Raw genomic sequence first — 26,928 nt, 5'->3', positions numbered from 1 at the left:
ACCTCTAAAAACGGCTACTCGCACTGAGCCAGGCTACAAAAATGCAGCTCACCGACATCTGAGCGCCGACTCTGACACTCGCCAAGCCTCATGAATGGCCGGTTGCATCACGCAACCGGCCCCTGGCTCACGCCACTTCCAGCAGAGTCGACATCCGCTTGAGGTTGTAGACCGCCGACTTGACCATCAGCCCAAACTCCGCGCGGACCAGGCCAATGCTTCGGATCATCTTGCCGCCCATCTGCGCGAGGCTGGCAAAGACATGTTCGACTCGAGCCCGGGGGCTGGCGATGCGTTTGTTCCGTGCTTTGCTTCGCTGGCTGATGGGCTTGCCTGCCTGGCTCTTGCGCTGGATATGCGGTCGCCAGCCGATCATCCGTAGCCACTGCTCGCGAGGCTTGTCGTGGTAGCCGCGATCCGCCCAGAAGTCCCTGCTGCTGTTCCTCCGGTCGAGCACATCGACCAGGTGCCGGGTGTCGGCCTCGCTGGCATCGCTCACCCGCACGCAGCGGATCAGCTTGTGCCGGCGATCCACACTGACCGACAGCTTGTAGCCGATTCTGTTGAAAAAGTCCCTCTTCAGATTCTGCCGGCGAAAGTGAGCGGCTGACGTTGAAATCTGGGCAAATGCAGGATCCGAACTGCTCCAGATTTCGCGTAGCTACGCCTCAGCCGAGGATTTTCTCGGCTTTGTGCGAGCCAACGAAGGCAGGACCGCCTTTTTCAACAGAATCGGCCGAAAGCCGCCATTGATCCGCCAGTACCCCGTCAGCGAATGGGAGCGGTAGCGCCCCCCCTACGTCGGCGAGGTCGACTTGGGCCGCTGCGGCGCACGGGTCAGCCGTCGCTAAAGCCAAGGGTATCTGGCTAAGACTGGCAGCCAGCAAATTGTGCTGGAGGCGGCCCTAGCAAGCCAACACGAGGCCAAAGATTTAGGAGTTGCTGTGAACAGAGCCCCTAAAACATGCCCAAGAAAATATCCTTACAAATCAATGTGAATCACTCACTCACTCGCACTCTAGGATATTTGTGGGATCACTAATACAGACCTGCTTGCCGGTCATCACGTAGACCGACTCCATGATCGCCAGCAGGAAGGCCAGCCCGAGCGTCAATGGCACGAACAGGAAGTGGTACATCGCGGTCATGGCGAATTGCAGACGCGACAGGTCGACGACGGCTTCCGAGATCATCTCGGCTCCTCCTCGTTCAGGGATGCGGGAGAGGTTTGCGGGGTGCCGAGCAGACGCTCGCTGACCCGGGCGGTGCCGTTCTCCGGCACCGTGGGTTCGGTGAACCAGACCGCCTTGATGGTCAGCAGGATGGCCAGCTTGACCAGCAGGATGACGCCGATCTCGCGCACCAGCGGGATGCGCCACGGCGACTGCGGGGGGACTTGCGGCATGACGACAGCTCCTCGACCGGCGGACGCCAATCCGGCGGCGACCAGTAATCCACTCTAGTCGCTGTGCGGAACACCGTTGGCGTGCGGGCTGCAGCCAGAATACTCCCATGGGTATGAAAAAAGACCGAGCGAGACACTTGGTCGCAGCAGGGAGCGCAGGGGGCGGGCGTAGGGGCGAATTCACTCGCCAGCGTGGTGCCGGTCAGGCGAATGAACTCGCCCCTACAGGATCACGCGAGCGCGCGGCGTGGCAGGCGCAGCCGCGCGCGCAGCCCGCCGAGTGCGGCGCTGTCCTCCAGGCTCAGGCTGCCGCCGCAGGCCTGGGCGATGTCGCGGACGATGGCCAGGCCCAGACCGTGGCCGGCGACCTGCTCGTCGAGGCGGCTGCCGCGGGCGATCACCGCCTCGCGCTGCTCCAGGGCGATGCCCGGGCCGTCGTCCTCGACGCACAGCCAGTAGCCCTCGTCATCCTCGCCGGCGCTGACCGCGACCTTGCTGTCCGCCCACTTGCAGGCGTTGTCGAGCAGGTTGCCGAGCGCCTCCAGCAGGTCCTCGCGATCCCACGGCAGGCGCAGGCCGGGCCGCGCCTGCCAGTCGATGTCGACGTGCGGATGGATATGCCGGAGGGTGGCGCACAGCGCCGGCAGCTCGGCGGCGCAGTCGAAGTGCGCGCCGGGCAGCGCCTCGCCGGCCAGCCGCGCGCGGCCCAGCTCGCGAGCCAGGCGCTGGTCGATCTGCTCCAGCAGCTCGCGCAGGGTGGCGCGCAGGGCCGGATGGGCGCGCAGTTCCTCGCGGTTGGCCAAGCTAACCAGCACCGCCAGCGGCGTCTTCAGCGCATGGCCGAGGTTGCCGAGGGCATGCCGCGAGCGCCTGAGGGTGTCTTCGGTGTGGCGCAGCAGGTGGTTGATCTGCCCCACCAGCGGCTCCAGCTCGCGCGGCACGTCGCGGTCCAGCTCGCCGAGGCGGCCGGCCTGCAGCTCGGCGATCTGCCGGCGCACCCGCTCCAGCGGCGCCAGCGCGCGGCGCACGGTCAGCCATTGCAGCACCAGCACCAACAGCAGGCTGCCGGCCCCCAGGCCCAGACCCAGCCAGCGGATGCGCGTCAGACTGCTGAGCACCGGGGTGTAGTCCTGCGCCACGCTGATGCTGAGTTGCTGGCCGAAACGCCGATAGTCGCCGCGATAGAGCAGCAGTTGCTGACCGGCGACGCCCTCGGCCAGGGTCGGCGCCAACCCCCTGCGGGCGGGGCGCGGCAACTCGCTGTCCCACAGCGAGCGCGAGCGCCAGACCTCGTCGGCGAAGTCGATGCGGAAATAGCGTCCGGAATAGGCGCGCTGGTAGGCCGGATGCAGGCGCCGCTCGTCCAGCTGCACGCCCTGCTCGCCGCGCACCAGGGCGGTGAGCAGGGTTTCCGCCTCGTCCTGCAGGTTGCTTTCGTGGTAGCGGCGCAGGCCGCTGTCGAACAGCCAGAGGCTGCCCTGCAGCAGGGCCAGCATGAACAGCAGCAAAGTCGCCGCCAGACCGAGGCCGAGGCGGCGCTGGATCGACCTCACCCGCCCTGCTCCGCATCGCCGGCGTAGCGGTAGCCCTGCCCGCGACGGGTCTCGATCACCTCGCGTCCGAGCTTGCGGCGCAGGTGATTGACGTGCACCTCGATGACGTTGGAGTCGCGCTCGCTCTCGCCGTCGTAGATATGGTCGTTGAGCTGGGTCTTGGAGAGGATCTGCCCCGGATGCAGCATAAAGTAGCGCAGCAGGCGAAATTCGCCGGCGGTGAGCGGCACCTCCTCGTCACCGCGGCGCACGCACTGGCGCGCCTCGTCGAGCGCCAGGCCGGCGGCCTTCAGCTCGCTCTGGTTGGCCAGCCCGTGGGCGCGGCGCAGCAGCGCCTGGATGCGCAGGGCCAGCTCCTCGGGGTGGAAGGGTTTGCTCAGGTAGTCGTCGGCACCGGCCTTGAGACCGTCGATGCGCTCGGCCCAGCTGCCGCGCGCGGTGAGCACCAGCACCGGGGTGGCCAGGCCGTCGCTGCGCCACTGACGCAACACGTCCAGCCCCGGCATGCCGGGCAGGCCGAGGTCGAGGACCACCAGGTCGTAGGGTTCTGTGGCGCCCTGCACCAGGGCATCGCGGCCGTCGGCCAGCCAGTCCACGGCGTAGCCCTGGCGGGTCAGGTCGGCGAGCAGTTCGTCGGCGAGGGCCACGTTGTCCTCCACCAGCAGCAGGCGCATCAGTCGTCCTCCTCGTCCTTCAGCACGCGGCCGCTGACCGCATCCAGCTCCAGCTCGCGCACCTGACCGTCCACGGTGAGCAGCTCGACCTCGTAGACGTACTGCTCATCCTCCTCTTCCAGCTCGGCCTCCAGCAGGCGCGCGCCGGGATAGCGCTGCATGGCCTGCTGCAGCAACTGCTGCAGCGGCTGGATCACGCCCTCCTGGCGCAGGCGCAGGGCCTCGTCCTGATCCAGATCGCGGGCCTGGGCCGTGGCAATCAGGATCAGGCCAAACGCGGCAATCAAGGGCGTGAATTTGCGCATCAGTCGTCCTGGTGGTCCTTGAGGATCTCGCCGTTGGTGGCATCCAGCTCCAGATCCCACTGCACGCCCTGGGCGTCACGCAGCTCGACCTGGTAGACGTAGCGGCCGTATTCCTCTTCCAACTCGGTCTCCTCGACGGCAGAACCCGGGTGCTTGGCGATGGCCGCGGCGTTGAGCTTCTCGAAGGACATGATGGTACCCGCATCGCGCAGTTTGAGCGCCTCGTCCGGCCCGAGGTCGCGGGCCTGGGCGACCCCGGCGGTGGCGGCGATCAGGGCAGTGGCAAGCAGGGCGGCGAGTTTGTTCATCTTCAGTCTCCTGGGGAGTGAGTGGCTTTCGATGGAGTCACTCTAACCAGCACCGCTTAATTGAAACTGAATCGAGCGCATTGGCGATCACTGCCACTGGAGATCATAGCCCGCGCCGGACTCGACCGATTCAGCGCCCGAGCATCAGGTCCTGATTCTGCCCGGCCATCGTGCGCAGGAAATCCCAGCACACCCGCATGCGCGCCAGGTCCTTGTTCTCCGCCGGCATCAGCATCCAGAAGGTACGCACGAACTCGATGTCCCCGGCCAGCACCTCGACCAGCGACGGCTCGCGGCGCGCGGTGAAGCTCGGCAGGATCGCCAGCCCGGCATTGGCCAGCACCGCGTTCTGCTGGGCGAGGATGCTGGTGCTGCGCAGGGCGACCTGGCCGGGGCGGCCGATCTCGTCCAGGTAGTAGAGTTCCTTGCTGTACAGCAGGTCCTCGATGTAGCTGACGAAGCGGTGCTGGCGCAGATCCTCGCGGCGGCGGATCGGCGCATGCCGCGCCAGATAGTCGCGCGAGCCGTACAGGCGCAGCACGTAGTCGGTGAGGCGGGTGATGATGTACGGCCCGCGCTGCGGACGCTCCAGGGTGATGACGATGTCCGCCTCGTGACGCGCCAGATGCACGGTGCGCGGCACTGCCAAGAGGTCAATGCCCAGGTGCGGGTAGCGCTGCCCGAGGCCGGCCAGTTGCCCGGCCAGCAGGGCGACGCCGTAGCCCTCGGTGGCACCGATGCGCACCGAGCCGGACAGAGTGTCCGGGCCGCCCTCCCCCGGCTGCTCGATGGCCAGGAAGGCGCTCTCCATCGCCTCGGCCTGGGCCAGCAGGCGCCGTCCGGCCTCGGCCAGGCTGTAGCCGGCGCCGCCGCGGATGAACAGCGGCTGGCCGAACTGCTTCTCCAGCGCCTGCACCCGGCGCGCCACCGTGGTGTGGTCCACTTCCAGGCGCCGCGCCGCCGCAGTCAGCGTGCCGGCGCGTGACAGTTCGAGGAAATAGCGCAGGTTGTCCCAGTCCATCGGTGGCTCCCGGAGTGCCCAGGCACGGGCGTTTCGCCGCCATTGTGCAGATTTGCAGAGCCGATGTGCAAATCGCCCGGCTACCACTGGCAATTTTCCACTGCTAGCTTGATTTCCAGAGCCAGCATCACCGGCCAGAACAACTACAAGGAAAGCCTTCGAGGCGAGGTGAACATGACCGCTACCCGCTCCATCCCCACCGTCAAGCTGCTGATCAACGGCGAGTTCGTCGAATCGCAAACCACCGAGTGGCGCGACGTCGTCAACCCGGCCACCCAGGAAGTGCTGGCCCGCGTGCCCTTCGCCACCGTCGATGAGATGAACGCCGCCGTGGCCAGCGCCAAGGCCGCCTTCAAGACCTGGCGCAAGACCCCGATCGGCGCCCGCGCCCGCATCTTCCTCAAGTACCAGCAGCTGATCCGCGAAAACATGAAGGAGCTGGCGGCGATCCTCACCGCCGAACAGGGCAAGACCTTGCCGGACGCCGAGGGCGACGTGTTCCGCGGTCTGGAAGTGGTCGAGCATGCCGCCAACATCGGCAGCCTGCAGCTCGGCGAGCTGGCCAACAACGTGGCCGGCGGCGTCGACACCTACACCCTCAACCAGCCGCTGGGCGTGTGCGCCGGCATCACCCCGTTCAACTTCCCGGCGATGATCCCGCTGTGGATGTTCCCGATGGCCATCGCCACCGGCAACACCTTCGTCCTCAAGCCCTCCGAGCAGGACCCGATGGTCACCATGCGCCTGGCCGAACTGGCGCTGCAGGCCGGCATCCCGGCGGGCGTGCTCAACGTGATCCACGGCGGTGCCGAGGCGGTGAACCTGATCTGCGACCACCCGGACATCAAAGCGGTGTCCTTCGTCGGCTCGACCAAGGTCGGCACCCACGTCTACAACCGCGCTTCGCTCAGCGGCAAGCGCGCGCAGTGCATGATGGGCGCCAAGAACCACGCCATCGTCCTGCCCGACGCCCACAAGCAGCAGACCCTGGCCAACCTGGTCGGCTCCTGCTTCGGCGCGGCCGGTCAGCGCTGCATGGCGCTGTCGGTGGTAATCCTGGTCGGCGAGGCGCAGGCCTGGCTGCCGGAGCTGGTAGAGAAGGCCAGGACCCTCAGGGTCAGCGGCGGCACCGAGCCGGGCACCGACGTCGGCCCGCTGATCTCGCGCGCCGCCCTGGAGCGGGTCAACGGCCTGATCGCCAGGGGCATCGAGGAAGGCGCCGAGCTGCTGCTCGACGGCCGCAACCCGCAGGTGCCGGGCTACGCCGACGGCAACTTCGTCGCCCCAACGGTGTTCTCCGGCGTCACCACCGGGATGACCATCTACCGGGAAGAGATCTTCGGCCCGGTGCTCTGCGTGATGCAGGCGGCGACCATGGACGAGGCCATCGAGATCATCAACGCCAACCCCAACGGCAACGGCACCGCCATCTTCACCCGCTCCGGCGCCGCCGCCCGCCACTTCCAGGAGGAGATCGACGTCGGCCAGGTCGGCATCAACGTGCCGATCCCGGTGCCGGTGCCGCTGTTCTCCTTCACCGGCTCGCGCGGCTCCAAGCTCGGCGACCTCGGCCCGTACGGCAAGCAGGTGGTGCAGTTCTACACCCAGACCAAGACGGTCACCGCACGCTGGTTCGACGAGGACGAGGTCGGCCACGTCAACACCACTATCACCCTGAAGTGAGGCGCCGGCAGACGCATGAACGGTGTTCTCCCCTCTCCCATGCATGGGAGAGGGGCTGGGGGTGAGGGCGAGCAGGACCACCCTCACCCCGACGCTCTCCCGCTGGCGGGAGAGGGAGCGCCTGCCCTGCGCCAGCCACACCACCAGAACAAGAAGAGGACTCACCATGCATATCGGCTTTCTCGGTCTCGGCAACATGGGTGCGCCGATGGCGCGCAACCTGCTCAAGGCCGGCCACCAACTGACCGTATTCGACCTGTCCGCCGCGGCCGTCGCCTCGCTGGTCGAGGCCGGCGCAACCGCCGCGACCTCCCCGGCCGCGCTGGCCCAGGCGGACGTCGAGCTGATCATCACCATGCTGCCCGCCGCGGCGCACGTCAAAGGCGTCTACCTCGGCGACGACGGCCTGCTCGCTAACGTCCACCCCGACGTGCTTCTGATCGACTCCTCGACCATTGACCCGCAGAGCGCCCGCGAAGTCGCCGCCGCCGCGCGCCAGCACGGCAACCCGATGCTCGACGCCCCGGTCTCCGGCGGCACCGGCGGCGCCGCGGCCGGCACCCTGACCTTCATGGTCGGTGGCGAGGCCGCCGACTTCGCCCGCGCCCAGCCGATCCTCGCTGCCATGGGCAAGAACATCGTCCACTGCGGCGGCACCGGCAACGGCCAAGCCGCCAAGGTGGCCAACAACATGCTGCTGGGCATCTCGATGATCGGCGTGGCCGAGGCGATGAGCCTGGGCGTGGCGCTGGGCGTCGATCCGCAGGTGCTGGCCGGCATCATCAATACCTCCAGCGGACGCTGCTGGAGTTCCGACACCTACAACCCCTTCCCCGGCGTGATGGACAACGTGCCTGCCGCGCGCGGCTACAGCGGCGGCTTCGGCAGCGACCTGATGCTCAAGGACCTGGGCCTGGCCAGCGAGGCGGCCAAGCAGGTGCGCCAGCCGGTGATCCTCGGCGCCCTCGCCCAGCAGCTGTACCAGACCTTCAGCACCCAGGGCCACGGCAACCTGGACTTCTCGGCGATCATCAACCTGTACCGCAAGGACGACCAGGCATGAGCGAAGCCCCCGTACTGGTCACGGTGTGCAACCGCATCGGCCACCTGACCCTCAACCGCCCGGCCGGGCTGAACGCCGTCAACCTGCCGATGGTCCGCCAGCTGCACAAGCAGCTGCAGGTCTGGGCCGACGATCCGGAGATCCTCGCCGTGGTGCTGCGCGCCAATGGCGAAAAGGCCTTCTGCGCCGGCGGCGACATCCGCGCGCTGTACGACAGCTACCAGCGCGGCGACGGCCAGCACGAGCAGTTCTTCGTCGAGGAATACGCCCTCGACCAGTACATCCACGCCTACCGCAAGCCAATCCTCGCCCTGATGGACGGCTTCGTGCTCGGCGGCGGCATGGGCCTGGTGCAAGGCGCCGCGCTGCGGGTGGTCACCGAGCGGGTGAAGATGGGCATGCCGGAAACCGCCATCGGCTACTTCCCCGATGTCGGCGCCAGCTACTTCCTGCCGCGCCTGCCGGGCGAGCTGGGCACCTACCTGGGCGTCACCGGCGTACAGGTCCGTGCGGCCGATGCGCTGTACGCGGGCCTGGCCGACTGGTGCATCCCCAGCGAGCAAATCGCCGAGCTGGATCGCTGCCTCGACGGCATGAGCTGGAGCGTGCATCCGCAGGAAGCCCTGCGCACCCTGCTCGCCACCCTCGCCTCGCGCAAGCTGCCGGGCGCCGAACTCAAGGCCCTCTACCCGGCCATCGAGGAGCACTTCTCCCGGCCGGACATCCCCGCCATCCGCACCTCCCTGCAGGCCGAGGCGCGTCCGGAGTTCCAGCACTGGGCCGAGGAAACCGTCAGGCTGCTGGACAGCCGCTCGCCGCTGGCCCTGTGCGTCACCCTGGAGCTGCTGCGCCGCGGCCGCGAGCTGTCGCTGGCCGAATGCTTCGCCCAGGAGCTCGAGCTGGACCGCCAGTGGTTCGCCCGCGGCGACATCATGGAGGGCGTGCGCGCGCTGATCGTCGACAAGGACAAGGCGCCGCGCTGGAATCCGCCCAGCCTCGACGCCGTCACCGCCGAGCGGGTCGCCAGCTTCTTCACCCCCAGCCAGGCGACCAGCCGGACCCGCCACATGGCCTGACGATCGGCCGAGAACAACAAGAGAGAACGGCGATGAACGACCTCGAACTGACCGAAGAACAACGCATGATCCGCGACATGGCCCGCGAGTTCGCCAAGCGCGAGATCGCCCCGCAGGCCCAGGCGTGGGAAAAGGCCGGCTGGATCGCCGATGGCCTGGTCGCGCAGATGGGCGAGCTGGGTCTGCTCGGCATGGTGGTGCCCGAGGAATGGGGCGGCAGCTACATCGACTACGTGGCCTACGCCCTGGCGGTGGAGGAGATCTCCGCCGGCGACGGCGCCACCGGCGCGCTGATGAGCATCCACAACTCGGTGGGCTGCGGCCCGCTGCTCAACTACGGCAGCCAGGCGCAGAAGGAAACCTGGCTGGCGGACCTGGCGGCCGGCCGGGCCATCGGCTGCTTCTGCCTGACCGAGCCGCAGGCCGGCTCCGAGGCACACAACCTGCGTACCCGCGCCGAACTGCAGGGCGAGCACTGGGTGCTCAACGGCGCCAAGCAGTTCGTCAGCAACGGCAAGCGCGCCAGACTGGCCATCGTCTTCGCCATCACCGACCCAGAGCTGGGCAAGAAGGGCCTGTCCGCCTTCCTGGTGCCCACCGACACCCCCGGCTTCACCGTCGAGCGCAGTGAACACAAGATGGGCCTGCGCGCCTCCGACACCTGCGCGGTGAGCCTCGACAACTGCCGCATCCCGGCGGCCAACCTGCTCGGCGAGCGCGGCAAGGGTCTGAGCATCGCCCTGTCCAACCTGGAAGGCGGGCGCATCGGCATCGCCGCCCAGGCCCTCGGCATCGCCCGCGCCGCCTTCGAGGCCGCCCTCGGCTACGCCCGCGAGCGCGTGCAGTTCGGCAAGCCGATCATCGAGCACCAGAGCATCGCCAACCTGCTGGCCGACATGCACACCCGCCTCAACGCCGCCCGCCTGATGACCCTGCACGCCGCCCGCCTGAAGAGTGCCGGCCTGCCCTGCCTCTCCGAAGCCTCCCAGGCCAAGCTGTTCGCCTCGGAAATGGCCGAACAGGTCTGCTCCAGCGCCATCCAGATCCACGGCGGCTACGGCTACCTGGAGGACTACCCGGTGGAGCGCTACTACCGTGATGCGCGGATCACGCAGATCTATGAGGGGACCAGCGAGATTCAGCGGATGTTGATTGCGAGGGAGTTGGGGAGCTATTCGCTGTAGGGGCCGCGGGCCGGAGTTCCCGTCCGCCAGGTGAGACTGTCGGCAGCAACAGTCCATTTCCTGCCGGCAAGCGGGGCAGCATTGGCTGCCCCGTGACAATTGCACCGCATCCGAGCACCGCGGTTCAGGCGTCAAGCCAGCATCCCGTCACGGGATCCCCCGGCAACATCCGGCCAGCAGCCCAGCCACGGCTATCGCTCGCACTTGCCCGCCTGATCGGCAATACTGCCGTCCGTGAGCATCCGGAGTCGCTCGTTCCGAGAGCGCAAACGCCTGAATCAACAAGGAAATATCGAGACATGAGCCGACTCGCCGAGACGGTCTGCCAGGAGCTGCTGCAAGCCATCAGCAACGATCAACTGGTCCTCCCTACCCTGCCAGAGTCAGCCCTGCGCATCCGTGAAGCCGCGCAGCAGCCCGACATCGGCATTGCCGAACTGGCCAGGGAGGTCGGTAGCGACACCGCGCTGACCGCCCGCCTGATCCGGGTTGCCAACAGCCCGCTGCTGCGGGCGCGCAGCGAAATCACCGATCTGCAGATGGCGATCAGTCGCCTCGGCATCAACTACACCAGCACTCTTGCCGTCGGCCTCGCCATGGAACAGCTGTTCCGTTCCAAGTCCCGCGTCATCGAGCGCAAGATGCATGAGGTGTGGAGCAAGAGCCTGGAGGTCTCCAGCATCAGCTACGTGCTGAGCCGCCACTACACCAGGCTGATTCCCGAGCAGGCGTCGCTGGCAGGCCTCGTCCACCAGATTGGCGCCCTGCCGATTCTGACCTACGCGGAAAGCCACCCCGCACTACAGGAAGATCCGCAGAGCCTCGCCTTCGTGATCGACGAGATCCACCCGCTGATCGGCGACCGTATCCTGCAGCACTGGAACTTCCCCGACGCCATCGCCTCGATTCCCACCCAGCACCTGAACTTCAGCCGCGACACCGACGCAGTCGACTACGTCGACGTGATCCAGGTCGCCGTGCTGCAAGGCTATTACGGCACCGACCACCTGCTCGCCGCCGTCGACTGGAACCAGGTCGCCGCCTTCGCCAAGCTCGGCCTCGATCCCGAAGTCGACAACGAGGAAGACAACGACCTCGCCGCCTCGCTGGCCTTGGCCATGGGCGGCTGAGACGCGAGTACGAGCCCGGACGCCCCGTCCGGGCTCATCATGATCAGCCCTGGGTCACCGCGAACTGCCCCACCAGCTGCTGCAACTTGCTGGTGGTATGCCGCACGCTGGAGGTGCTGCCCTGCAGCGCCCGCAGGGTCTGGTTCATCTCCTGGGAAACCTGATCGACCCCGCGCACCGTGACACCGTAGTGCTGGCTGCGCTGGTCGAGCTGCTTGATCAAACCGAACATGCGCTCCACCGCCTGCTGCAGCCGCATGTTCTCGGATGCGCCCTGCTCCGCCTGGCGCAGGCTGGCATCGACATTCGCCACCCCATGGTTCATGAACGCCACCGCGTCGCGGGTTTCCATCTGCAGCCCCTCGACCACATGGCGGATCTCGTCGGCAGCGCTGGCGGTGCGCGAGGCCAGGATGCGGATCTCCCCCGCCACCACCGCGAAACCACGCCCATGAGCGCCGGCCTGCGCCGCCTCGATCGCTGCATTCAGCGCCAGCAGGTTGGTCTGGATGGTGATCTCGCTGATCAGCTCGACAATGTTGCCGATCTGCCCCATGCGGCTGTCCAGCGACTGCACGCTGCTGGCCGAGCGATCAACCACATTGCGGATCGACTGGGTGTTCTCGCGGGCACTGCTGATCACCGCGTCCATGGCGCGCTTCATGTCCTCGGCGGTCATCGACGCCTGCTGGATCTCGCCCAGCTGCTCCTCCACCAGCTGCAGCATGCCGCGCATCGCCTCGGCCACCGAGGTCGAGGTGCTGCACGCCTCGTTGTTGTGCACCAGCATCTGCGCGTTGGTCTGCCCGACGCTGTGCGACGCGCTGATCACCTCGCCGACGATGCCGTCGAGATTGTCGATGAAGCTGTTGATCCAGCGGCCCATGTCGCCGGTCTCGTCGTTGGCCATGTGCGTGCGATCGAGACGCTGGCTGAGGTTGCCGCCCCCCTCGGCAATCGCACGGATCACCCCGGTCATCTCGCCCATGCGCCGGGCCAGCCGACGCGGGCCGAAGGCGGCAAACAGCAGGCTGAACAGCGTCAGCAGGCCCAGGCTGAGCAGGTCCAGCACGTTCTGCGCCAGCCCGCTGTAGCTCTGCAGGGCCGAATCGATGGCGTACCAGCTGCCCATCGTGAGCAGGAAGGTACGCATCAGGCCGAAAGTCAGCGAACGGCGGCGGTAGACCTCCTCCAGATCCGCCTCGCACATCATCCCCCAGCGATCCGGCGAGCCGGGCAACTGGAAGGTCACCCCCTTGCCGACCACCGGGATGTGTCGGTAATCGGAATAGCCGGGATAGCTGACGAACAGGTTGGCGCCGTTGCGGATGGTTTCGCGCACGCCGGGGTGCAGCTCGCCGGTGGCCGGATCGACGAAGCGCAGCTCCAGCTCGGTGTGCCGGCGCACCTGCACGGTGCCCCAGCGCGTGCGCACGCCGCTCTTGAGGTTGTCGCCATGGCTGAAGGTGTTGTCCTCGAAGCGCGAGCGCGACAGCGCGGTGCCCGGCTGGATGCGCGAGTCGAAGCGCGACTCGACCATGAACAGGTAGTTGTCGCCGGACTCGGCGTACACATGGCCGGCCTCGCGCTGGATCAGGTCACCCAGCACGTCGTTGGGCACCCGCCCGCACAGGCAGCCAAGCAGCTGATCGTCGCGGCGGATCGGCTGATAGAACATCAGCGTCACTTCATCATGAAAGCGCGAGCTGGACGGGCCGATCTCGATGGTCAGCGGATCGACATAGGGTCCGTGCAGGAACGGCCGGCGCAGGCCAGCCTCCAGGGCATAGGGATCGACATCGCCGACCTTGCAGTGCTCCGGCCAGCTGGACGCCAGCACCACGCCCTCCGGCGACACCACGAACAACTCGGAGAAGTCGCGCGCCTGGACCAGCTTGTCCTGCAGCAGGCCGTTGTCCAGCCAGGTGAAGTCGCGCGCCAGCCCATCGGCCAGCTCGGCCAGCCATGCCCAGTGGGAACGGCTCCAGTTCTGCAGCAGGCGCACCCGCGTCTGCGCGATGCCCTCGAAGACCTTCTCCATCTCGGGCAGCGAGTCACGGTTCAGCCAGCATGACCAGCCCATGGCCAGTTTGCCGGTTCGCCCCAGCCACGGCAGCCAGCGCCGCTCGGCGGACGACAGCGCCATGCCTTTGCTCTGAAGTGACGACATGATGTGTATTCCCCGCTGCAAAGTGATAACTACATCACAGCAATAAACATGCCATCAAAACGCCATCATGAAAACCGAGGGATCCACGGACATGACCCGCACAATAAAGGGACTCGCGCACCGCAATCGCGCAAGCCAATGCACCATTATGAGCCAGGCGTTTCCATGATCAGCTCCACCCGTCGATTGCTGGCCCGACCCTCGGCGGTGGCGTTGTCGGCCAGCGGCCGTGTATCGGCGTAGCCCACCGCGCGCAGCCGCTTGCTGGCCACGCCGTTGGCCTCCAGATAGCGCACCACGCCGCCCGCCCGCGAGCCGGACAGCTCCCAGTTGGACGGGTAGCGCCCACTGCGCACCGGCACCGAATCGGTATGCCCCACCACCGCGATCACGTGGTCGGTGCTGTTGAGCACCGGCACCAGGCGCTTGAGCACCGCCAGGCCGGCCAGACTGAGATCGGCCTGCCCGGAGCTGAACAAAATCTCGCTGCTGATCCGAAAGCTCACCGTGCTCTCGTTGACCACCACATCGATGTCGTCGCCCAGCTGGTCCAGCTTGAGGCCCTCGAGGGGGTCCGTGACCGGCTTCTGCGGCAAGGGCGTCGGCACCTGCAGTGCTGAGTCGGGCAGCAGGCCATCGGTGGCCGGCAGCACGCCGTCACGGGCCGACAACATACCGCCCGCCATCTGCTTCATCCCCTCCAGCCCGCCACCCTTGCCGGCAAACGCCAGCATCACCACCAGCAGCACCAGCATCAGGGTCATCATGTCCAGATAGGTCATCAGCCATGACTCCTCCTCCGGCTCGACCGCCAGGGTATCGCTCCTTGCCGCCCCACGCCTGGCCCGGCCGGCGGCCTGACGCGCATGCGCCAGCTCGCTTTCCAGCTCGCGCTGGCGCAGCAGCAGCGCCTGCTTGGCGGGTATCGCCGTGGTAGTCGCGGCGCCGCTCTCGGCGCTTTCGGCCGGCTGTTCGCTCATCGCCCTGCGCTCCTCAAGCCCGCCCGCCATCGACGCTGCGCGCGCCGGCGCCGCCATCGTTGATCTCGTCCTGGTACTGGGCCATGAACGACTTCAGCGTCTCGCGCATCAGGCCCGGGCTGCGCTTGTTGCACATCATGGCGATGCCCTGCACCACCATGTTCATCACCACCACCCGCTGTTCGGTGCGCCGCTCCAGCTTCACCGCCACCGGCTTGAACACCAGGTTGGCCAGCAGCACGCCGTAGAAGGTGGTGATCAGCGCAATCGCCATCTGCCGGCCGATGGCCGTCATGTCGCCATCGCCGAGCAGGAACATCAGGTTCACCAGGCCGACCAGGGTGCCGACCATGCCGAACGCCGGGGCGAAACTGGCCATCACCCGGAACAGCTGCGCCTCGGCATGCTCGCGGGCACGCAGGCGGGAAATCCGCCACTGCAGCAGCTCGGTGATGTCCTCCTCCGGCGTGTTGTCGACCACCAGCTGCACCCCGGTGCGCAGGAACGGATTGCGCACGTGCTGCAGCGCCTCCTCCACCTGGCGCAGATTGCCGGACATCCACAGCCGCGAGATGTTCACCAGCTCCTCCATGTCGTCGCGGGTATATAGCTTCTCGTTGCGCATCACCGTGGCGAACAGACCGAAGACCCTCAGCACCTCGCCCAGCGGGTAGCTGATGAAGGTCGCCGCCAACGTGCCTACCAGCACGATGCCCAGACTCGGCAGGTCCAGGAACAGCGACGGGTCCTCGGCGGAAAACATCAGCACTACCGCCAGCAGGAGGACGCTGGCCAGAATGCCGATAAGCGTGGAGGGATTCATGCGGACTCCATGTGCGGATCAGGGGGCAGACGATGCGCCCGCCACTGGAGCGTGCGCCTGCACCACCTATCGGCCGCCCGCGCCTTTTCTGAAGGACAAAGCCCGCGATGGACGGCTGATTGGCCAGCCCGACCGCCCATCCCACGTGACCGAAATCAGATTGCTCGCCACAAAAATGCGCAGCAGCCAGCAAACATTGAATGCCCGCTAAAGTTTTCGCGGGCCGGGCCGTTATCCATACCGATAGAGGGGTTGACCACCGATTTCCGCCCCATGATCGAAGGGAGCGCACCGCCCAGGCCGAGTGCTCCGCACCGCCCGCAGCTCCAGAACACCCCAGCGAATCCGGCGCTCCCGAGCAGCTTGGCAGGAGGATCCATGCCGTCGCCCTTACCGCTTCACTCCGACGCCTACATCCTTGTGGTCGACGACACCCAGGTCAACGTCAAGCTGCTGCTGGCCCTGCTCGAGCACTACGGCTACCGCAACACCCAGGGGATCAACGACCCGCGCTGGATCGAGCCGATGCTCGAGGAGAAGCTGCCCGACCTGATCCTGCTCGACATCAACATGCCCTACCTGAGCGGCCACGACGTGCTGCGCTGGCTCAAACAGCGCTGGGCGGAGCAGGCGCCGCCGGTCATCGTGCTCACCGCGCAGACCGACCGCGACACCCGCATGCTGGCCCTCGACCTCGGCGCGCGCGACTTCATCACCAAGCCGTTCGACCAGCAGGAAGTGATGCAGCGCATCCGCAACTCCCTCGAGGTGCACTTCCTGCTCAAGGAGCGCCACGATCGCGCCGCCCTGCTGCAGAGCCTGGTCGAGAAACGCACCGCCGACATCGAGCGCCTGTCCCGCGAAGATCCGGTCACCCAGCTGCCCAACCGCCGCGCCCTGCTCGCCCAGCTCGATGACCTGCTGCATGCGGGCCAACCGGCGCTGCTCTACTTCCTCGCCCTCGAAGGCATGGACGAGATCGCCCGTCTGCATGGCCATGCCATGAGCGAGGCGCTCAGCCTGCACCTGCGCGACCGCCTGCTCGAACACTTCGGCGCCCACGGCACCCTCGGCGTGTGGAACAGCAACAAGTGGCTGCTGATCACCCGCCAGCCGCTGGCCGAGGGCGCCGCGGGCGAACAGGCTCTGGCTATCCTGCGCCGCATCGCCCAGCCCTTCGCCATCGACCAGATCCAGGTCCACATCGAGGCACGCATCGGCATCAGCCACACCGGCATGCCGCACCAATCCGCCGAACAACTGCTGCGCCTGGCCGCCCTCGCCCTGCCCGACACCAGCTCGGGCTGGCGCCTGTACCAGCCGAGCATCGAGGACGCCCTGCAAAAGCGCATCCGCCTGCACGAGGCCCTGCGCATCGCCCTCGACAACCAGCAGTTCTTCCTCGTCTACCAGCCGAAGATCGACCTGCGCAGCGGCCGGGTGATCGGCGCCGAGGCGCTGCTGCGCTGGGTACATCCGGAGCTGGGCTTCATATCCCCCGTCGACTTCATCCCCATGGCCGAAGCCAGCGGCGAGATCCTGCGCATCGGCGACTGGGTGATCGACCGCGCCATCCGCCAGCTGGAGGAGTGGCTGGCGGCCCACCAGGTAGCGGCCGACTTCCACCTGGCGGTCAACGTCTCGGTGCAGCAACTCACCCAGCCGGACTTTGCCCGCAGCCTGCTTCACCGCCTGCTGCGCAGCCGCCTGCCGGCCGGCGCGCTGGAGGTCGAAGTCACCGAGTCGGGACTGATGGAGAACGTCGACCTGGCCCGCGAACAGCTTCAGCTGCTGTCCCGCCACCGCGTCTCGGTGGCCATCGACGACTTCGGCACCGGCCACTCCTCGCTGGCCTACCTGAAGACCCTGCCGGTTTCGGTGCTGAAGATCGACCGCGCCTTCGTCAGCAGCATGGACACCGACCCCCAGGACCAGCGCCTGGCCGAGACGGTCATCGACATGGCGCGCAACTTCGACTGCACCACCGTCGCCGAAGGCGTGGAGAAGCCCGAACAGGCGCAAATGCTCATCGACATGGGCTGCGAAGTGGCCCAGGGCTACTGGTACTCGCCGCCGCTCAAGGTCGAGCAGTTCATCGAGTTCTGTGCCGAGCGGCGACTGGAAATGGCATGAACGGGCAATCGGAGGAAATCTTGATCTGACCCCCCGATATCCGGGCAGACCACACACCACCCGCGCAGGAGCGGCGCCCCGGCCGCGCATCAATCGGGGTCTGCCCCCGAATCCCCCCGCTCCCGGCAGTAAAACAAAACTCCGACGCGCTCGATATGATCGAGCAGCTCTGGATTGTCGATGTCCTTGCGCAGCGAAAGATCGACCATCCAGGGCAACAGCAGGTCGTCGATCTGGCTCTCGATGGCCAGCAACTGCGAGAGCGACAAATCCTCGCCCTCCACGGTGAGGTCGATGTCGGAGCCAGGGCGATAGTTGCCCTTGGCTCGGGAACCGTAGAGCATCGCGCGGCGAATCTGTGGCCAGCCGCGGAACACCTCGCGCAGCTTCTCCACCGCCGACAGCGGCAGGCCGAACCGGGATTCCGCGCTCACGCCTGCTCCACCCGGCTTTGCATGTGCTGCCCGAACGCCACGAACAATGCCAGGTAGCGTGCCATGATGTTGTCGGCAATCTCGTTCGCCACCGACTCGTTGTAGGTATGCTCCGACTGGTTACGACTCTTGATCATCTCCATCCAGCCTTCGCCGTCGACGATCAGCCCCTGCTTGAAAGCCGTACGGATCGCATCGCGGGAGCCGCTGATGGCCGGGTTGCCCTGGTAGAGGAAGTAATCCTTCATTACATTCCAGGCCAGCTCGAAGACGAACTCGAAGGCATGGATAAGCCCCTGCTTTTCCAGCTCACTGAGCGGCCGCGCTTGCGCCAGCTCCACGCCGCGGGACAGCTGGGCCAACGCCCGGTTGTAGTTGCTCAGACGCTGCTGCCAACGGATATCTTGTTCGGTCATGGAGATCAGCCTTGGCCGAAGGGATGAGAAGCGCTACTGCGGCGATTGTAGCCCTCCCTGGCGGGGCAAGGCATGGCCTGCCGGTAGTCGGTCTGCAGCAAGCCGCACCACGCCCCGCCAACAAGTATGCCAACCCCCTCACAAAAAACTCGCCACCGCCCTAAAGCTTCCGCCATGGCCGTCGATATCAGGGGTAACGGCCAAACGGCGCCGTTGTCGCCAGGCGCAGCACGCGCGCAGCACAGCTCGCCACTGGCACCTAACTTGAGCAAGCAAGGAGTCACTCCATGTCCGTGATCAACACCAACATCACTTCTGTCATCGCGCAGAAGAACCTGACCAGCTCCAAGAGCTCCCTGACCACCGCCATGGAGCGTCTGTCCTCCGGCCTGCGCATCAACAGCGCCAAGGACGACGCCGCCGGCCAGGCGATCTCCAACCGCATGACTGCTCAGGTCAAGGGCCTGGCCCAGGCCCAGCGCAACGCCAACGACGGCATCTCGGTCGCCCAAACAGCTGAAGGCGCACTGAACCAGATCAACGATAACCTGCAGCGCGTGCGTGAGCTGGCTGTGCAGGCGCAGAACGGCACCAACTCTCCGGACGACCTGGGCTCGATCCAGAACGAGATCGGCCAGCGCCTGGCGGAAATCAACCGCGTCTCCGAAGAAACCAGTTTCAACGGCGTCAAGGTTCTGGCCGACGATCAGGCACTGACCATCCAGGTCGGCGCCAACGATGGCCAGACCATCAAGATCAACCTGGGCAAGATCAATGCGGAAAGCCTGGGCCTGAGCAATTTCAACGTCGATGGTAAGGCTGAAATTGCCAATACCGCCGCCAGCAAAGATGACCTCGTTCTCTCCGGGTTCGCTGCAGGCGCCACCACCGACGGCACCACCACCTACACCAAAACCACCAACAACTCTTTTGCAACCGCTGCCGATGTCTTCGGTCAGCTTGCAAACGCTGACACTGCGACTTATGCCGGCACCGACACCGGGCTGAATAAGGCAGCAGCAGGCGCCTACACCTACAATTCCAGCACTGACTCCTTCTCATTTGACGTTGCCGATGCAGTAGCAGCAGATGTAGCAACTGCACTGACCCCCTCAACCGGCGACCTCAAGGCTGCAACGGTCACCATCGGTGGTACAGAGCAAGACATCCTGATCGACAGCAATGGCAACATCACTGCGGCCGACGATGGCGCAGCTCTTTACCTGGATACCGCAGGCAACCTGAGCAAAAACAACGCAGATGCTCGTGGTCAGGCCCAGATCGGCGGCGCTGATGCCACCACCGACCTTTCCTTGGCAATTGCCGGCACCGCCGGCAGCAAGATCACCGCCGATGGCACCACCTACACTGGCGACGGCACCAACATTGACGTGACCGGCGCCAAGATCGGCAAAGCTCAACTGCAAAATTTGGTGACCACCGCTGGCGGTACTGTTGATGGCGCAGTGATTGCCGCTGGCGGCGTTTCGAGCAACACCTACGTCAGCTCCGCAGGTGCCCTGACTGCCTCCGCGACCAGCACTGACACTTACTTTGCCCACGAAAACGGCAATGTAACCAACAGCGTTGGTGCTCCGGTTTACAAAAAGGAAGATGGCACCCTGACCCTCAGCGCCACCACCGCCGGCACCAAGACCGAAGACCCACTGGCGACCCTTGACGATGCCCTGAAAATGGTCGACAGCCTGCGTTCCGACCTCGGTGCCGTACAGAACCGCTTCGAGTCGGCGATCACCAACCTGAGCACCAACGAAACCAACCTGACCGCTGCCCGTTCGCGCATCCAGGATGCCGACTACGCCGTGGAAGTGGCCAACATGACCCGCGCGCAGATCCTGCAACAGGCCGGCACCTCTGTCCTGTCCCAGGCCAACCAGCTGCCGCAGGGCGTGCTGTCGCTGCTGCGTTAATCGCTGCCCTGGCACGGCGGAAGCCATTCCGCCGTGCCGGCTGCATAGAAAAGGCGCCCTCTTGGCGCCTTTTCCTTATCTGAAGAATTTCAACGCAAGGCATTGCCCATGGATATTTCCGTCAACGCTGCCGTCAACAGCGCCCTGCAGATGCAGCAAGTCCAGGTCGAACAGGAAAAGCAGACTCTGCTATTCAAAAAGGCCATGCAGAGCGAAGCCGCTGCCGTGCAGCAACTGCTGCAACCTGCCGCGCAGGCTCCCGCACTGGCCCGCGAAGGCGGCATCGGCACGCAGATCAACACCTTCGCGTGAGCAACCGACCACCGCCCGAACAGCCCTCCCCCGGCGTACTGCGCATCGCCGACCACCAGCACATCCTCGCCGAGCTGGACGCCCTCCTCGTCCAGCTCACGCACCTGATGCAGCGCTTCGAGTCCACCGGCCGCAATCTGACGATGAAGGCCGACTATCTGGAGCTCCACAATCTGCAGGCCCGCATCCTCGACCAGCGCCAGCAGCACCTGGGTTTACTGGCCCGGCTCGATTCCTCGCTGGCAGCAAGGCCAGCCCTGTCCGGGATACGGCACTGACCACGCAGATTCCCCGATACCGTAGGGTCGAAAACTGGAATTCGGGGTCAGGGAATTCGGGGTCAGAGTAAAAACCACCCTTCTTTATTCAACCTGCTCCCCCCTTCGGCCTCGGGCCTGGCCTGCCCGCGACCTGCCGACGCCCGGTCAGTTGCTCGATCTCTGATCTGAAGCGCTGATTGCCAAGGGCCAGCCCCTTGTGCACCGCCGTGCGGATGTCCGTGACGTCGGCATTATCCAGGCTCGCACGAAACAGCTCCCGATAGGCCGACTGTCGCTCCGTCGGATATGCGCCCAGGCGTAGGTAAATGTCATGAGGCGTCCAGAGTCGGGCGGGGACGCCTAGGCCATTGGCATGATAGCTAGACCAGCGATACTCAGCCGGATGGCTCACCATGCCAGCACGTACCGGATTCAGTTCGATGTAGCGCTGGCAAGTCAGCAGATAATCGTCCGCATCCACCAGGCAGGAACGAAAACGCCCCTCCCAGAGCGTGCCGGTCCGCTGATAGGCGCGATTGAAGTAACGGACATAGCGTCGCCCCAGTGTCTGCATCATCCGCGACAGGCCATCGGATACCTGGGGTGTCGCCAGCAGGTGCACGTGGTTGGTCATGAACACCCAGGCGTGAATCGCCACCGAATGGCTGCAGGCCGCCTCATGCAGCCATTGGGCGTAAGCGGCGAAATCGGCGTCCGCGACAAAACACACCTGGAGGTTGTTGCCGCGCTGAATGACGTGCTGAGGCACGCCGGGCGGACTGACGCGGGGCAAACGGGCCATAGGTTCCTCCTTGAACCGGGTTATGGGCACTGCGCGGGAATAGAACACAGCGCCTCCGGGTTGGGAGGCCCTGGTGGTTGCGGTCGAAATTGTTGTTCTGACCCCGAATTCTGACCCCGAATTCCCGACCCCGAATTCCCCTGCCCGGCTGCCTTGCCACACTCACCCTAAAGTTCCGCCACCCTTCTGACGATAACCTTCTGGCGCAGCAGGCCTTCGCCAGCGCGCATCTACCCACCCCCCTGCTTCGAGCCTTGCCATGGAACTGCGCGCCACCACGGAAATCGCCATCGTCCTCTTCGCCGCCCTGCTCGCCAGCGGCCTGCTGACCCTGCTGCTCGCCAGCTGGATCGGCCGCAGCTGGGCGACGCGGATGCTGAGTCAGCGCGATCGCGGTCACGAGCTGCGTCTGAAGAAGAACGAACTGCTGTTCGCCAAGGAATTCGAGGCCACCTCGGCACTGGTCGCCCTGCTGCGCCAGTTCCTGCCGACCTTCCATTTCCCCGGCATGGCGTGGGAGGCGGCCTGCAACGAGATCGCCTACGACTTCGCCAAGATCGACACCGCGCTGGGCGAATACCTGGCCCGTCACGGCGCGGTGCTGCCGCTGGAGGTGCTGGCGCTGCTCGGCGAGGCCATCGGCCTGACCCGCGAGCATCGTTTCAAGATCACCAGCGAGGTGCCGGCGACCGCCAACAAGGCCGCCGCCAGCCTCTACGACAAGCTGTGGAAGGCCGAGAGCGAGATGCTCAAACTGCTGCGCCAGTAGAAGCCGGGCAACTGCCTGGCCATCCATCAGTCACCTGAACAACCGACAGGAATGGCGGGCGCGGCGCCGCTCGCTCAGTCGCGGCGGCGACGGCGGGCATGACGCAGGCAGTCGAGCAGGCCGACCAGCATCCCCAACCCCATGATGCCGAGCACCAATTGAACCAGCGGATCGGCCAGCCAGTGCGCTATCACGCTACTCGACTCCCGGGACCACGACGGATTCGATGCGCCCCAGGCTGGCCAGCTCGCCGTCGCTGAGCAGTGCTCCAGCGCCCTGCGGATTGAACACCGCGCTGTTGGTCAGCTGCACGGCGGCGATGCGTCCATCGCGGTCGAGACGACGCACCCAGGCCAGCTGTCCGCTGGCGAAGCGCACCAGGCTGCCGATCGGGATCAGGCCGAAGTGGCGGATGTAGTGCTGGCTCCACTGCGCATCGAACTGTCCGCCGCTGCCGAGCAGGTGGCGGTAGATGGCATCGATCGACTGCGCCGGGCGGTCGGCGCGCGGCCGGGCCATGGCGTCCACCACGTCGGCCACCGCAGCCATCCGCGCCAGCTCGCCAATGCCCTCGGCGGGCACGGCCCGCGGATATCCGCTGCCGTCGAGGCGCTCGTTGATCGTGTCGATCACGGCATCCATCACCGGTGCGGCTAACCACTTGCAGCCCTCCATACGTTCGCGCAGCAGGCCGACATGGGCACCGAAAGCCTGGCGCTGCCCGCTATCCAGATGCCTGGCCCGGTGCAGCTCGGTCGGCAACAGGGTCTTGCCGAGGTCGTGAACCAGCGCGCTGGCGACAATCGCCTTGACCGCCTGCCGGGGCAGACCGCGCGCCTGGGCCAGGTCGGCCAGGCGCACGGCCAGGGCGATGCCGTGCTGCACCAGTTGCGGCTCGCCGGGCTGGCCGTGCACGGCGAACAGCAGTCCGTCGCGGTTCTCGGCCAGCAGGCTGAGCAGCAGCTCGCTGTGCTGCGACAGTTGCCTGGAGTCGATGACGCCACCCAGACGCAGACGAATGAGCTGCGTATCCAGGTAGGCGGCCACCCGCCCCAGGCGCCGGCCGATGCTGCTGCGCGACAGCGGATTGCTGACCAGCGGCGATGTCTGCGCCGGCGCTGGGCGCGGGAAGAACAGCGCCGAGGGCTGCAGCGCGCGCACACTGTCATGGCTGGTGCGAGCCTTTTCCCGCTCGATCTCGCGCACGTACAGCCACAGGCGACGCTCCTGGTCGGCGCTGACGCCGAGGAACTGGCAGCCGAAGCGCAGAGTCTGCCAGTCCGGCTCGCTGCGGATGTGGCAGACCCGGGCGCCCATGACCAGGCGCTGACCGCCAGGGAAGTTCAGCACCAGCGACTCGAGCAATTGCGGACCGTCGATGCGTACCGCCTGATTGGCCGGCAGCTCGACCAGGCAGCCACCCAGCGACAGGTTGACCAGTTGGCCGAGCAGGGGCTGCTCGGCGCCCTCCGGATGCAGCTCGACCTGCACGCACATGTCGCTGCGCAGCTCGGCGCGGAAGGAGCCGCGACGGTGCATCAGCTCCAGCCACTGCGGGTAGGCGCAGCTGAACTGCACCCGCTCGGGCACCTCCAGGCGTTCGAGCACGGTCAGGCTGGGCGTGCGCAGCATGGCGCCATCCACCTGACCGCAGAGATGAAAGGGATCGTTGCGTGCGATCCGGCCGGCCAACTCGGGCACCGCGGTGATATCGATCACCAGCCGCTCGCCATACTCCACGGCCATGAGCAGCACCGGATGCGGCTGACTCGGCTGAGCCGAGAACAGCAACGAAGCGCCGCCCGGCTCACAGAGCCCTTCGAGCAGGGACAGGCACTCACCGAGGTGGTCGATCCGAGTCGGTGTGTCGATATCCTGTTCCATGTCCGTCTCTTCTGGTCAATGGCGCCACAAGGCGTTGCAGTCGCTTATCGGCTGACCAGGGATCAAACTTTAGGGAGCGCCGCCTCTGCCAACCAAAACCACAACCCCAGGCAGTAGCCGAGCAGGCCAGGCCACGGTGGCCGCGACACCGGCAAGCCGCGCTCAGTCCGCAAGCATCGCCCGCAGGCGGGCGACGGCCTGACTGTGCAACTGGCAGACCCGCGACTCGCTGACGCCCAGCACGGCGCCGATTTCCTTGAGGTTGAGATCTTCCTGGTAGTAAAGCGCCAGCAGCAGCTTTTCCCGCTCGGGCAGCCCGTCGATGGCCTTGACCAGATCGGTGCGCCGGCGGCCTTCGAGCAGCTCGGCCAGCGGGGTGGCGTGCGGCTCGCCACAGAGCAGCTCGCCCTCCTCCTCGGCCAGTTCGTCGAGAGCGACCAGCTGGCTGCCGTTGGCATCCATCAGCAGGTGACGGTACTCCTCGAGACCGATGTCGAGGGCGGCGGCAATCTCGCGCTCTTCCGGCGGGCGACCGAGGCGCTGCTCGAGACGACGAATGGCCTCATCCAGCGCGCGCGTGTTGCGCCGCACGCTGCGCGGCACCCAGTCGCGGCTGCGCAACTCGTCGAGCATGGCACCGCGGATGCGCTGGCTGGCGAAGGTGGCGAAACTGGCGCCATGGCTGGCGTCGTAGCGGTTCAGGGCATCCATCAGGCCGATCATCCCGGCCTGGATCAGGTCGTCCAGCTCGACGCTGGCCGGCAGGCGCACCTGCAGGCCCAAGGCCTGGCGGCGCACCAGGGGCAGGTGCTCCTCAAGCAGATCGCGCTGTCTGATCTTGCCTTGTGCGGTGTACATCGTTCGCCTCTGCGCCAGTCCAAGCAAGGCGTCCCACCATCCCGGCGGGGGATGGGATGGCGGAACGCAGGCTTGCCGGTACGCCACGCGGGCGGAGCCGACAACCTGAGTGGCATTGTTACCGCTGCCGAGTGACCGCCAAGGGTCGAATAGTCGGCGTCAACATCGACTATTCAGTGCTTTGCCGCCCTGCCTGAACTGACCGAGGTCATATCCTTGTTGACCGCCGCCTGCCGACTTCAACACTGCTGCGCAGAAAAGCCGTGCCGGCAAGGCCGATCCATTCGGCCAGGCCAGATCGGGAACCAGCCCGCAGTGCGACTAGTCTATGGTCTGTTCAAGGTAGAAGCGTCGTGGTTTAGGCAGTACCCTCGAGACCAACGATCCGCCAGGAGGCTCTGATGGATTCATCATTCAGTCATGATCCAGCTTCAGACCAGGTTCTGGACGAAATGCTCCACGATGCGCTGCATGCCATCCGGAAACATTTCGGCATGGAGGTGGCGTTCATCTCCCAGTTCGAACTCGGGCGCCGCGTCTTCCGCTATGTGGACTCGGAAGTGTCGTTTTCGCCGCTGCACGTGGGCGGCTCCGACTCGCTGGAGGACAGCTACTGTCAGCGCGTATTGGATGGCCGCCTCCCGGAATTGCTCCACAACGCCCAAGCGAATGCCGAGGCGCTCACCCTGCAGGCGACAAGAATGCTCCCGGTGGGGGCACATCTGAGCGTCCCGATCAGGCTTGCGGGCGGGGAAACTTTCGGAACCTTCTGCTGCTTCCAACGCCAGCCGGATTTGTCGCTCGATGAGCGCGATATCAACTTCATGCGCAGTTATGCCGACTTCGTGGGCATGGTGCTGAGTCGGCGGCTGGTGGGGGGCGCACTGCTGCACACGCTGCGGGCGCGCATTCTTTCGGTCATCGACGGCGAGTGCTATAGCATCGTCTATCAGCCGATCGTGCATGTGGTGGAGCACCGTCTGGTCGGGCACGAGGCGCTGACGAGGTTCACCGCGGAACCTGCGCGCCCTCCTGACCAGTGGTTTGCCGAGGCCGCAGAGGTTGGCCTGCAGGAGCAACTTGAACTTACGGTTATCCGCAAGGCACTCCTGAATCTTCACCGCCTCCCCGGTGACACCTATCTTTCCCTGAACATCTCGCCCGAAACCATTCTCAAGGGCGCCGTGCCTGCGGTGCTGGCAGGCTATCCTCTGGAGCGAATCGTGCTCGAGATCACCGAGCATGCCTCCATCGAGGACTACTCCTTGATTGCCACGGAACTGGCGCCGCTGCGGGCGAAGGGGCTGAGGCTGGCGGTGGATGACGCCGGGGCCGGATTTGCAAGTTTCCGCCACATCATCAAGCTGCATCCCGATGTGATCAAACTCGATATAAGCCTGGTCAGGGCAATCGACAAGGACCTCTGCGTGCGTGCTCTGGCGGCGGCGATCATTCGCTTTGCCGAGGAGACGAACAGCAAGGTCGTTGCCGAAGGGGTAGAGACCGCCGAGGAACTGGCGGTGTTGCGCACCCTGAAGGTCAGCAAGGCCCAGGGCTATTTGCTCGGCCGCCCGGTGCCATACGAGAGCCTGGCGCTGTCCGGCTATCCGCCTGGACAGCCGGGCAGTCTTGGCCGCTCGCACGACTGAAGCCACGGGCGATCTCGATCTTCCCGAGCGGACAGGCCATCTGCCGCCAGCCCCGGCGACAGGTTGCGCGCAGCCCCGCAGTCGCGGGGCCATGGCGCAACTGAC

General features: G+C 66.0%; 26 protein-coding genes and 1 pseudogene. 11 read left to right on the top strand and 16 right to left on the bottom strand.

Going from position 1 to position 26,928, the window contains the following annotated elements; all coding sequences use genetic code 11:
- Positions 1-127 precede the first annotated feature (127 nt).
- The 8 genes and pseudogenes from BM297_RS04170 to BM297_RS04135 form a co-directional block, all read right to left on the bottom strand.
- On the bottom strand, positions 128-535 hold the full coding sequence (locus BM297_RS04170; RefSeq protein ID WP_245768199.1) for a transposase: 408 nt from the start codon (positions 533-535) through the stop codon (positions 128-130).
- 511 nt (positions 536-1,046) lie between these two features.
- Positions 1,047-1,193, bottom strand: a pseudogene (locus tag BM297_RS04165) (cytochrome ubiquinol oxidase subunit I); the annotation flags it as partial.
- Entirely contained in the window at positions 1,190-1,405 is a 216-nt protein-coding gene (gene cydP, locus BM297_RS04160; protein WP_092428574.1) for a cytochrome oxidase putative small subunit CydP, read from the bottom strand. The gene cydP and the pseudogene BM297_RS04165, both read right to left, overlap by 4 nt.
- A 230-nt stretch (positions 1,406-1,635) precedes the next feature.
- Positions 1,636-2,958: an ATP-binding protein gene (locus BM297_RS04155; RefSeq protein ID WP_092428572.1), complete on the bottom strand. Its 1,323-nt coding sequence runs from the start codon at positions 2,956-2,958 to the stop codon at positions 1,636-1,638.
- Complete coding sequence (locus tag BM297_RS04150; RefSeq protein WP_092428570.1) at positions 2,955-3,632, bottom strand: response regulator transcription factor; 678 nt, start codon at positions 3,630-3,632, stop codon at positions 2,955-2,957. Before BM297_RS04150 ends, BM297_RS04155 begins: the two co-directional genes overlap by 4 nt.
- Positions 3,632-3,937: a PepSY domain-containing protein gene (locus tag BM297_RS04145; protein WP_092428568.1), complete on the bottom strand. Its 306-nt coding sequence runs from the start codon at positions 3,935-3,937 to the stop codon at positions 3,632-3,634. Before BM297_RS04145 ends, BM297_RS04150 begins: the two co-directional genes overlap by 1 nt.
- Entirely contained in the window at positions 3,937-4,245 is a 309-nt protein-coding gene (locus tag BM297_RS04140; RefSeq protein WP_092428566.1) for a PepSY domain-containing protein, read from the bottom strand. Before BM297_RS04140 ends, BM297_RS04145 begins: the two co-directional genes overlap by 1 nt.
- Before the next feature lie 130 nt (positions 4,246-4,375).
- Positions 4,376-5,266, bottom strand: coding sequence for a LysR family transcriptional regulator (locus BM297_RS04135; RefSeq protein WP_092428564.1), 891 nt, complete (start codon positions 5,264-5,266; stop codon positions 4,376-4,378).
- Positions 5,267-5,440: 174 nt separating this feature from the next.
- On the opposite strand from BM297_RS04135, the gene BM297_RS04130 reads away from it, so the two are divergent.
- The 5 genes from BM297_RS04130 to BM297_RS04110 all read left to right on the top strand — a co-directional run bounded on the left by BM297_RS04130 (position 5,441) and on the right by BM297_RS04110 (position 11,402).
- The gene (locus BM297_RS04130) at positions 5,441-6,949 is read left to right on the top strand and encodes a CoA-acylating methylmalonate-semialdehyde dehydrogenase (RefSeq protein ID WP_092428562.1); all 1,509 of its coding nucleotides are present in this window, start codon (positions 5,441-5,443) and stop codon (positions 6,947-6,949) included.
- Positions 6,950-7,115: 166 nt separating this feature from the next.
- Positions 7,116-8,012 (top strand): 3-hydroxyisobutyrate dehydrogenase, encoded by an 897-nt coding sequence (mmsB, locus tag BM297_RS04125; protein WP_092428560.1) that lies wholly within the window; start codon positions 7,116-7,118, stop codon positions 8,010-8,012.
- Complete coding sequence (locus BM297_RS04120) at positions 8,009-9,088, top strand: enoyl-CoA hydratase/isomerase family protein (protein ID WP_092428558.1); 1,080 nt, start codon at positions 8,009-8,011, stop codon at positions 9,086-9,088. The genes mmsB and BM297_RS04120 overlap by 4 nt, the downstream gene beginning before the upstream one ends.
- A 32-nt stretch (positions 9,089-9,120) precedes the next feature.
- Entirely contained in the window at positions 9,121-10,272 is a 1,152-nt protein-coding gene (locus tag BM297_RS04115; protein WP_092428556.1) for an acyl-CoA dehydrogenase family protein, read from the top strand.
- A 299-nt stretch (positions 10,273-10,571) separates the two neighbouring features.
- Positions 10,572-11,402: an HDOD domain-containing protein gene (locus tag BM297_RS04110; protein WP_092428554.1), complete on the top strand. Its 831-nt coding sequence runs from the start codon at positions 10,572-10,574 to the stop codon at positions 11,400-11,402.
- Positions 11,403-11,445: 43 nt separating this feature from the next.
- Here the strand turns inward: BM297_RS04110 and BM297_RS04105 are convergent, their stop codons facing one another.
- The 3 genes from BM297_RS04105 to BM297_RS04095 form a co-directional block, all read right to left on the bottom strand.
- Positions 11,446-13,572, bottom strand: a complete 2,127-nt coding sequence (locus BM297_RS04105) for a methyl-accepting chemotaxis protein (protein ID WP_092428552.1) — start codon at positions 13,570-13,572, stop codon at positions 11,446-11,448.
- 146 nt (positions 13,573-13,718) lie between these two features.
- A complete protein-coding gene (locus BM297_RS04100; RefSeq protein WP_092428550.1) occupies positions 13,719-14,552 on the bottom strand; it encodes an OmpA/MotB family protein in 834 nt (277 codons plus the stop codon).
- Between the two features lie 13 nt (positions 14,553-14,565).
- Positions 14,566-15,375 (bottom strand): motility protein A, encoded by an 810-nt coding sequence (locus BM297_RS04095; protein WP_092428548.1) that lies wholly within the window; start codon positions 15,373-15,375, stop codon positions 14,566-14,568.
- A gap of 378 nt (positions 15,376-15,753) precedes the next feature.
- Here BM297_RS04095 and BM297_RS04090 point away from each other — a divergent pair, with 378 nt between their 5' ends.
- Positions 15,754-17,508: an EAL domain-containing response regulator gene (locus tag BM297_RS04090; RefSeq protein WP_092428546.1), complete on the top strand. Its 1,755-nt coding sequence runs from the start codon at positions 15,754-15,756 to the stop codon at positions 17,506-17,508.
- 89 nt (positions 17,509-17,597) lie between these two features.
- On the opposite strand, the gene BM297_RS04085 is transcribed toward BM297_RS04090, so the two are convergent.
- Together BM297_RS04085 and BM297_RS04080 are read right to left on the bottom strand one after the other, a co-directional pair.
- Positions 17,598-17,942: a nucleotidyltransferase domain-containing protein gene (locus tag BM297_RS04085; protein WP_092428544.1), complete on the bottom strand. Its 345-nt coding sequence runs from the start codon at positions 17,940-17,942 to the stop codon at positions 17,598-17,600.
- Positions 17,939-18,358: a nucleotidyltransferase substrate binding protein gene (locus BM297_RS04080; RefSeq protein WP_092428542.1), complete on the bottom strand. Its 420-nt coding sequence runs from the start codon at positions 18,356-18,358 to the stop codon at positions 17,939-17,941. Before BM297_RS04080 ends, BM297_RS04085 begins: the two co-directional genes overlap by 4 nt.
- Positions 18,359-18,645: 287 nt before the next feature.
- Between BM297_RS04080 and BM297_RS04075 the strand changes: the two genes are divergently transcribed.
- The 3 genes from BM297_RS04075 to BM297_RS04065 all read left to right on the top strand — a co-directional run bounded on the left by BM297_RS04075 (position 18,646) and on the right by BM297_RS04065 (position 20,879).
- Complete coding sequence (locus tag BM297_RS04075) at positions 18,646-20,289, top strand: flagellin N-terminal helical domain-containing protein (protein ID WP_092428540.1); 1,644 nt, start codon at positions 18,646-18,648, stop codon at positions 20,287-20,289.
- A gap of 108 nt (positions 20,290-20,397) precedes the next feature.
- On the top strand, positions 20,398-20,601 hold the full coding sequence (locus tag BM297_RS04070; RefSeq protein ID WP_092428538.1) for a putative motility protein: 204 nt from the start codon (positions 20,398-20,400) through the stop codon (positions 20,599-20,601).
- Positions 20,598-20,879, top strand: a complete 282-nt coding sequence (locus tag BM297_RS04065) for a hypothetical protein (protein WP_092428536.1) — start codon at positions 20,598-20,600, stop codon at positions 20,877-20,879. Before BM297_RS04070 ends, BM297_RS04065 begins: the two co-directional genes overlap by 4 nt.
- 88 nt (positions 20,880-20,967) lie before the next feature.
- Here the strand turns inward: BM297_RS04065 and BM297_RS04060 are convergent, their stop codons facing one another.
- Complete coding sequence (locus BM297_RS04060) at positions 20,968-21,663, bottom strand: transposase (protein ID WP_092428534.1); 696 nt, start codon at positions 21,661-21,663, stop codon at positions 20,968-20,970.
- Between the two features lie 259 nt (positions 21,664-21,922).
- On the opposite strand from BM297_RS04060, the gene BM297_RS04055 reads away from it, so the two are divergent.
- The gene (locus tag BM297_RS04055; RefSeq protein ID WP_092428532.1) at positions 21,923-22,432 is read left to right on the top strand and encodes a hypothetical protein; all 510 of its coding nucleotides are present in this window, start codon (positions 21,923-21,925) and stop codon (positions 22,430-22,432) included.
- Positions 22,433-22,627: 195 nt separating this feature from the next.
- Here the strand turns inward: BM297_RS04055 and BM297_RS04050 are convergent, their stop codons facing one another.
- Positions 22,628-24,316, bottom strand: a complete 1,689-nt coding sequence (locus BM297_RS04050; RefSeq protein WP_092428530.1) for a PilZ domain-containing protein — start codon at positions 24,314-24,316, stop codon at positions 22,628-22,630.
- 162 nt (positions 24,317-24,478) lie between these two features.
- Positions 24,479-25,174, bottom strand: a complete 696-nt coding sequence (locus BM297_RS04045; RefSeq protein ID WP_092428528.1) for an RNA polymerase sigma factor FliA — start codon at positions 25,172-25,174, stop codon at positions 24,479-24,481.
- Between the two features lie 401 nt (positions 25,175-25,575).
- On the opposite strand from BM297_RS04045, the gene BM297_RS04040 reads away from it, so the two are divergent.
- Positions 25,576-26,823 carry a sensor domain-containing phosphodiesterase gene (locus tag BM297_RS04040; protein WP_092428526.1) on the top strand — a complete coding sequence of 416 codons (1,248 nt, stop codon included), beginning with the start codon at positions 25,576-25,578 and terminating at the stop codon, positions 26,821-26,823.
- The last annotated feature ends 105 nt before the right edge of the window (positions 26,824-26,928 follow it).

Origin of the sequence: Geopseudomonas sagittaria (assembly GCF_900115715.1) — a bacterium.
In the GTDB taxonomy this organism is placed as follows: domain Bacteria; phylum Pseudomonadota; class Gammaproteobacteria; order Pseudomonadales; family Pseudomonadaceae; genus Geopseudomonas; species Geopseudomonas sagittaria.
This window is presented reverse-complemented; position numbering and strand designations above follow the sequence as displayed.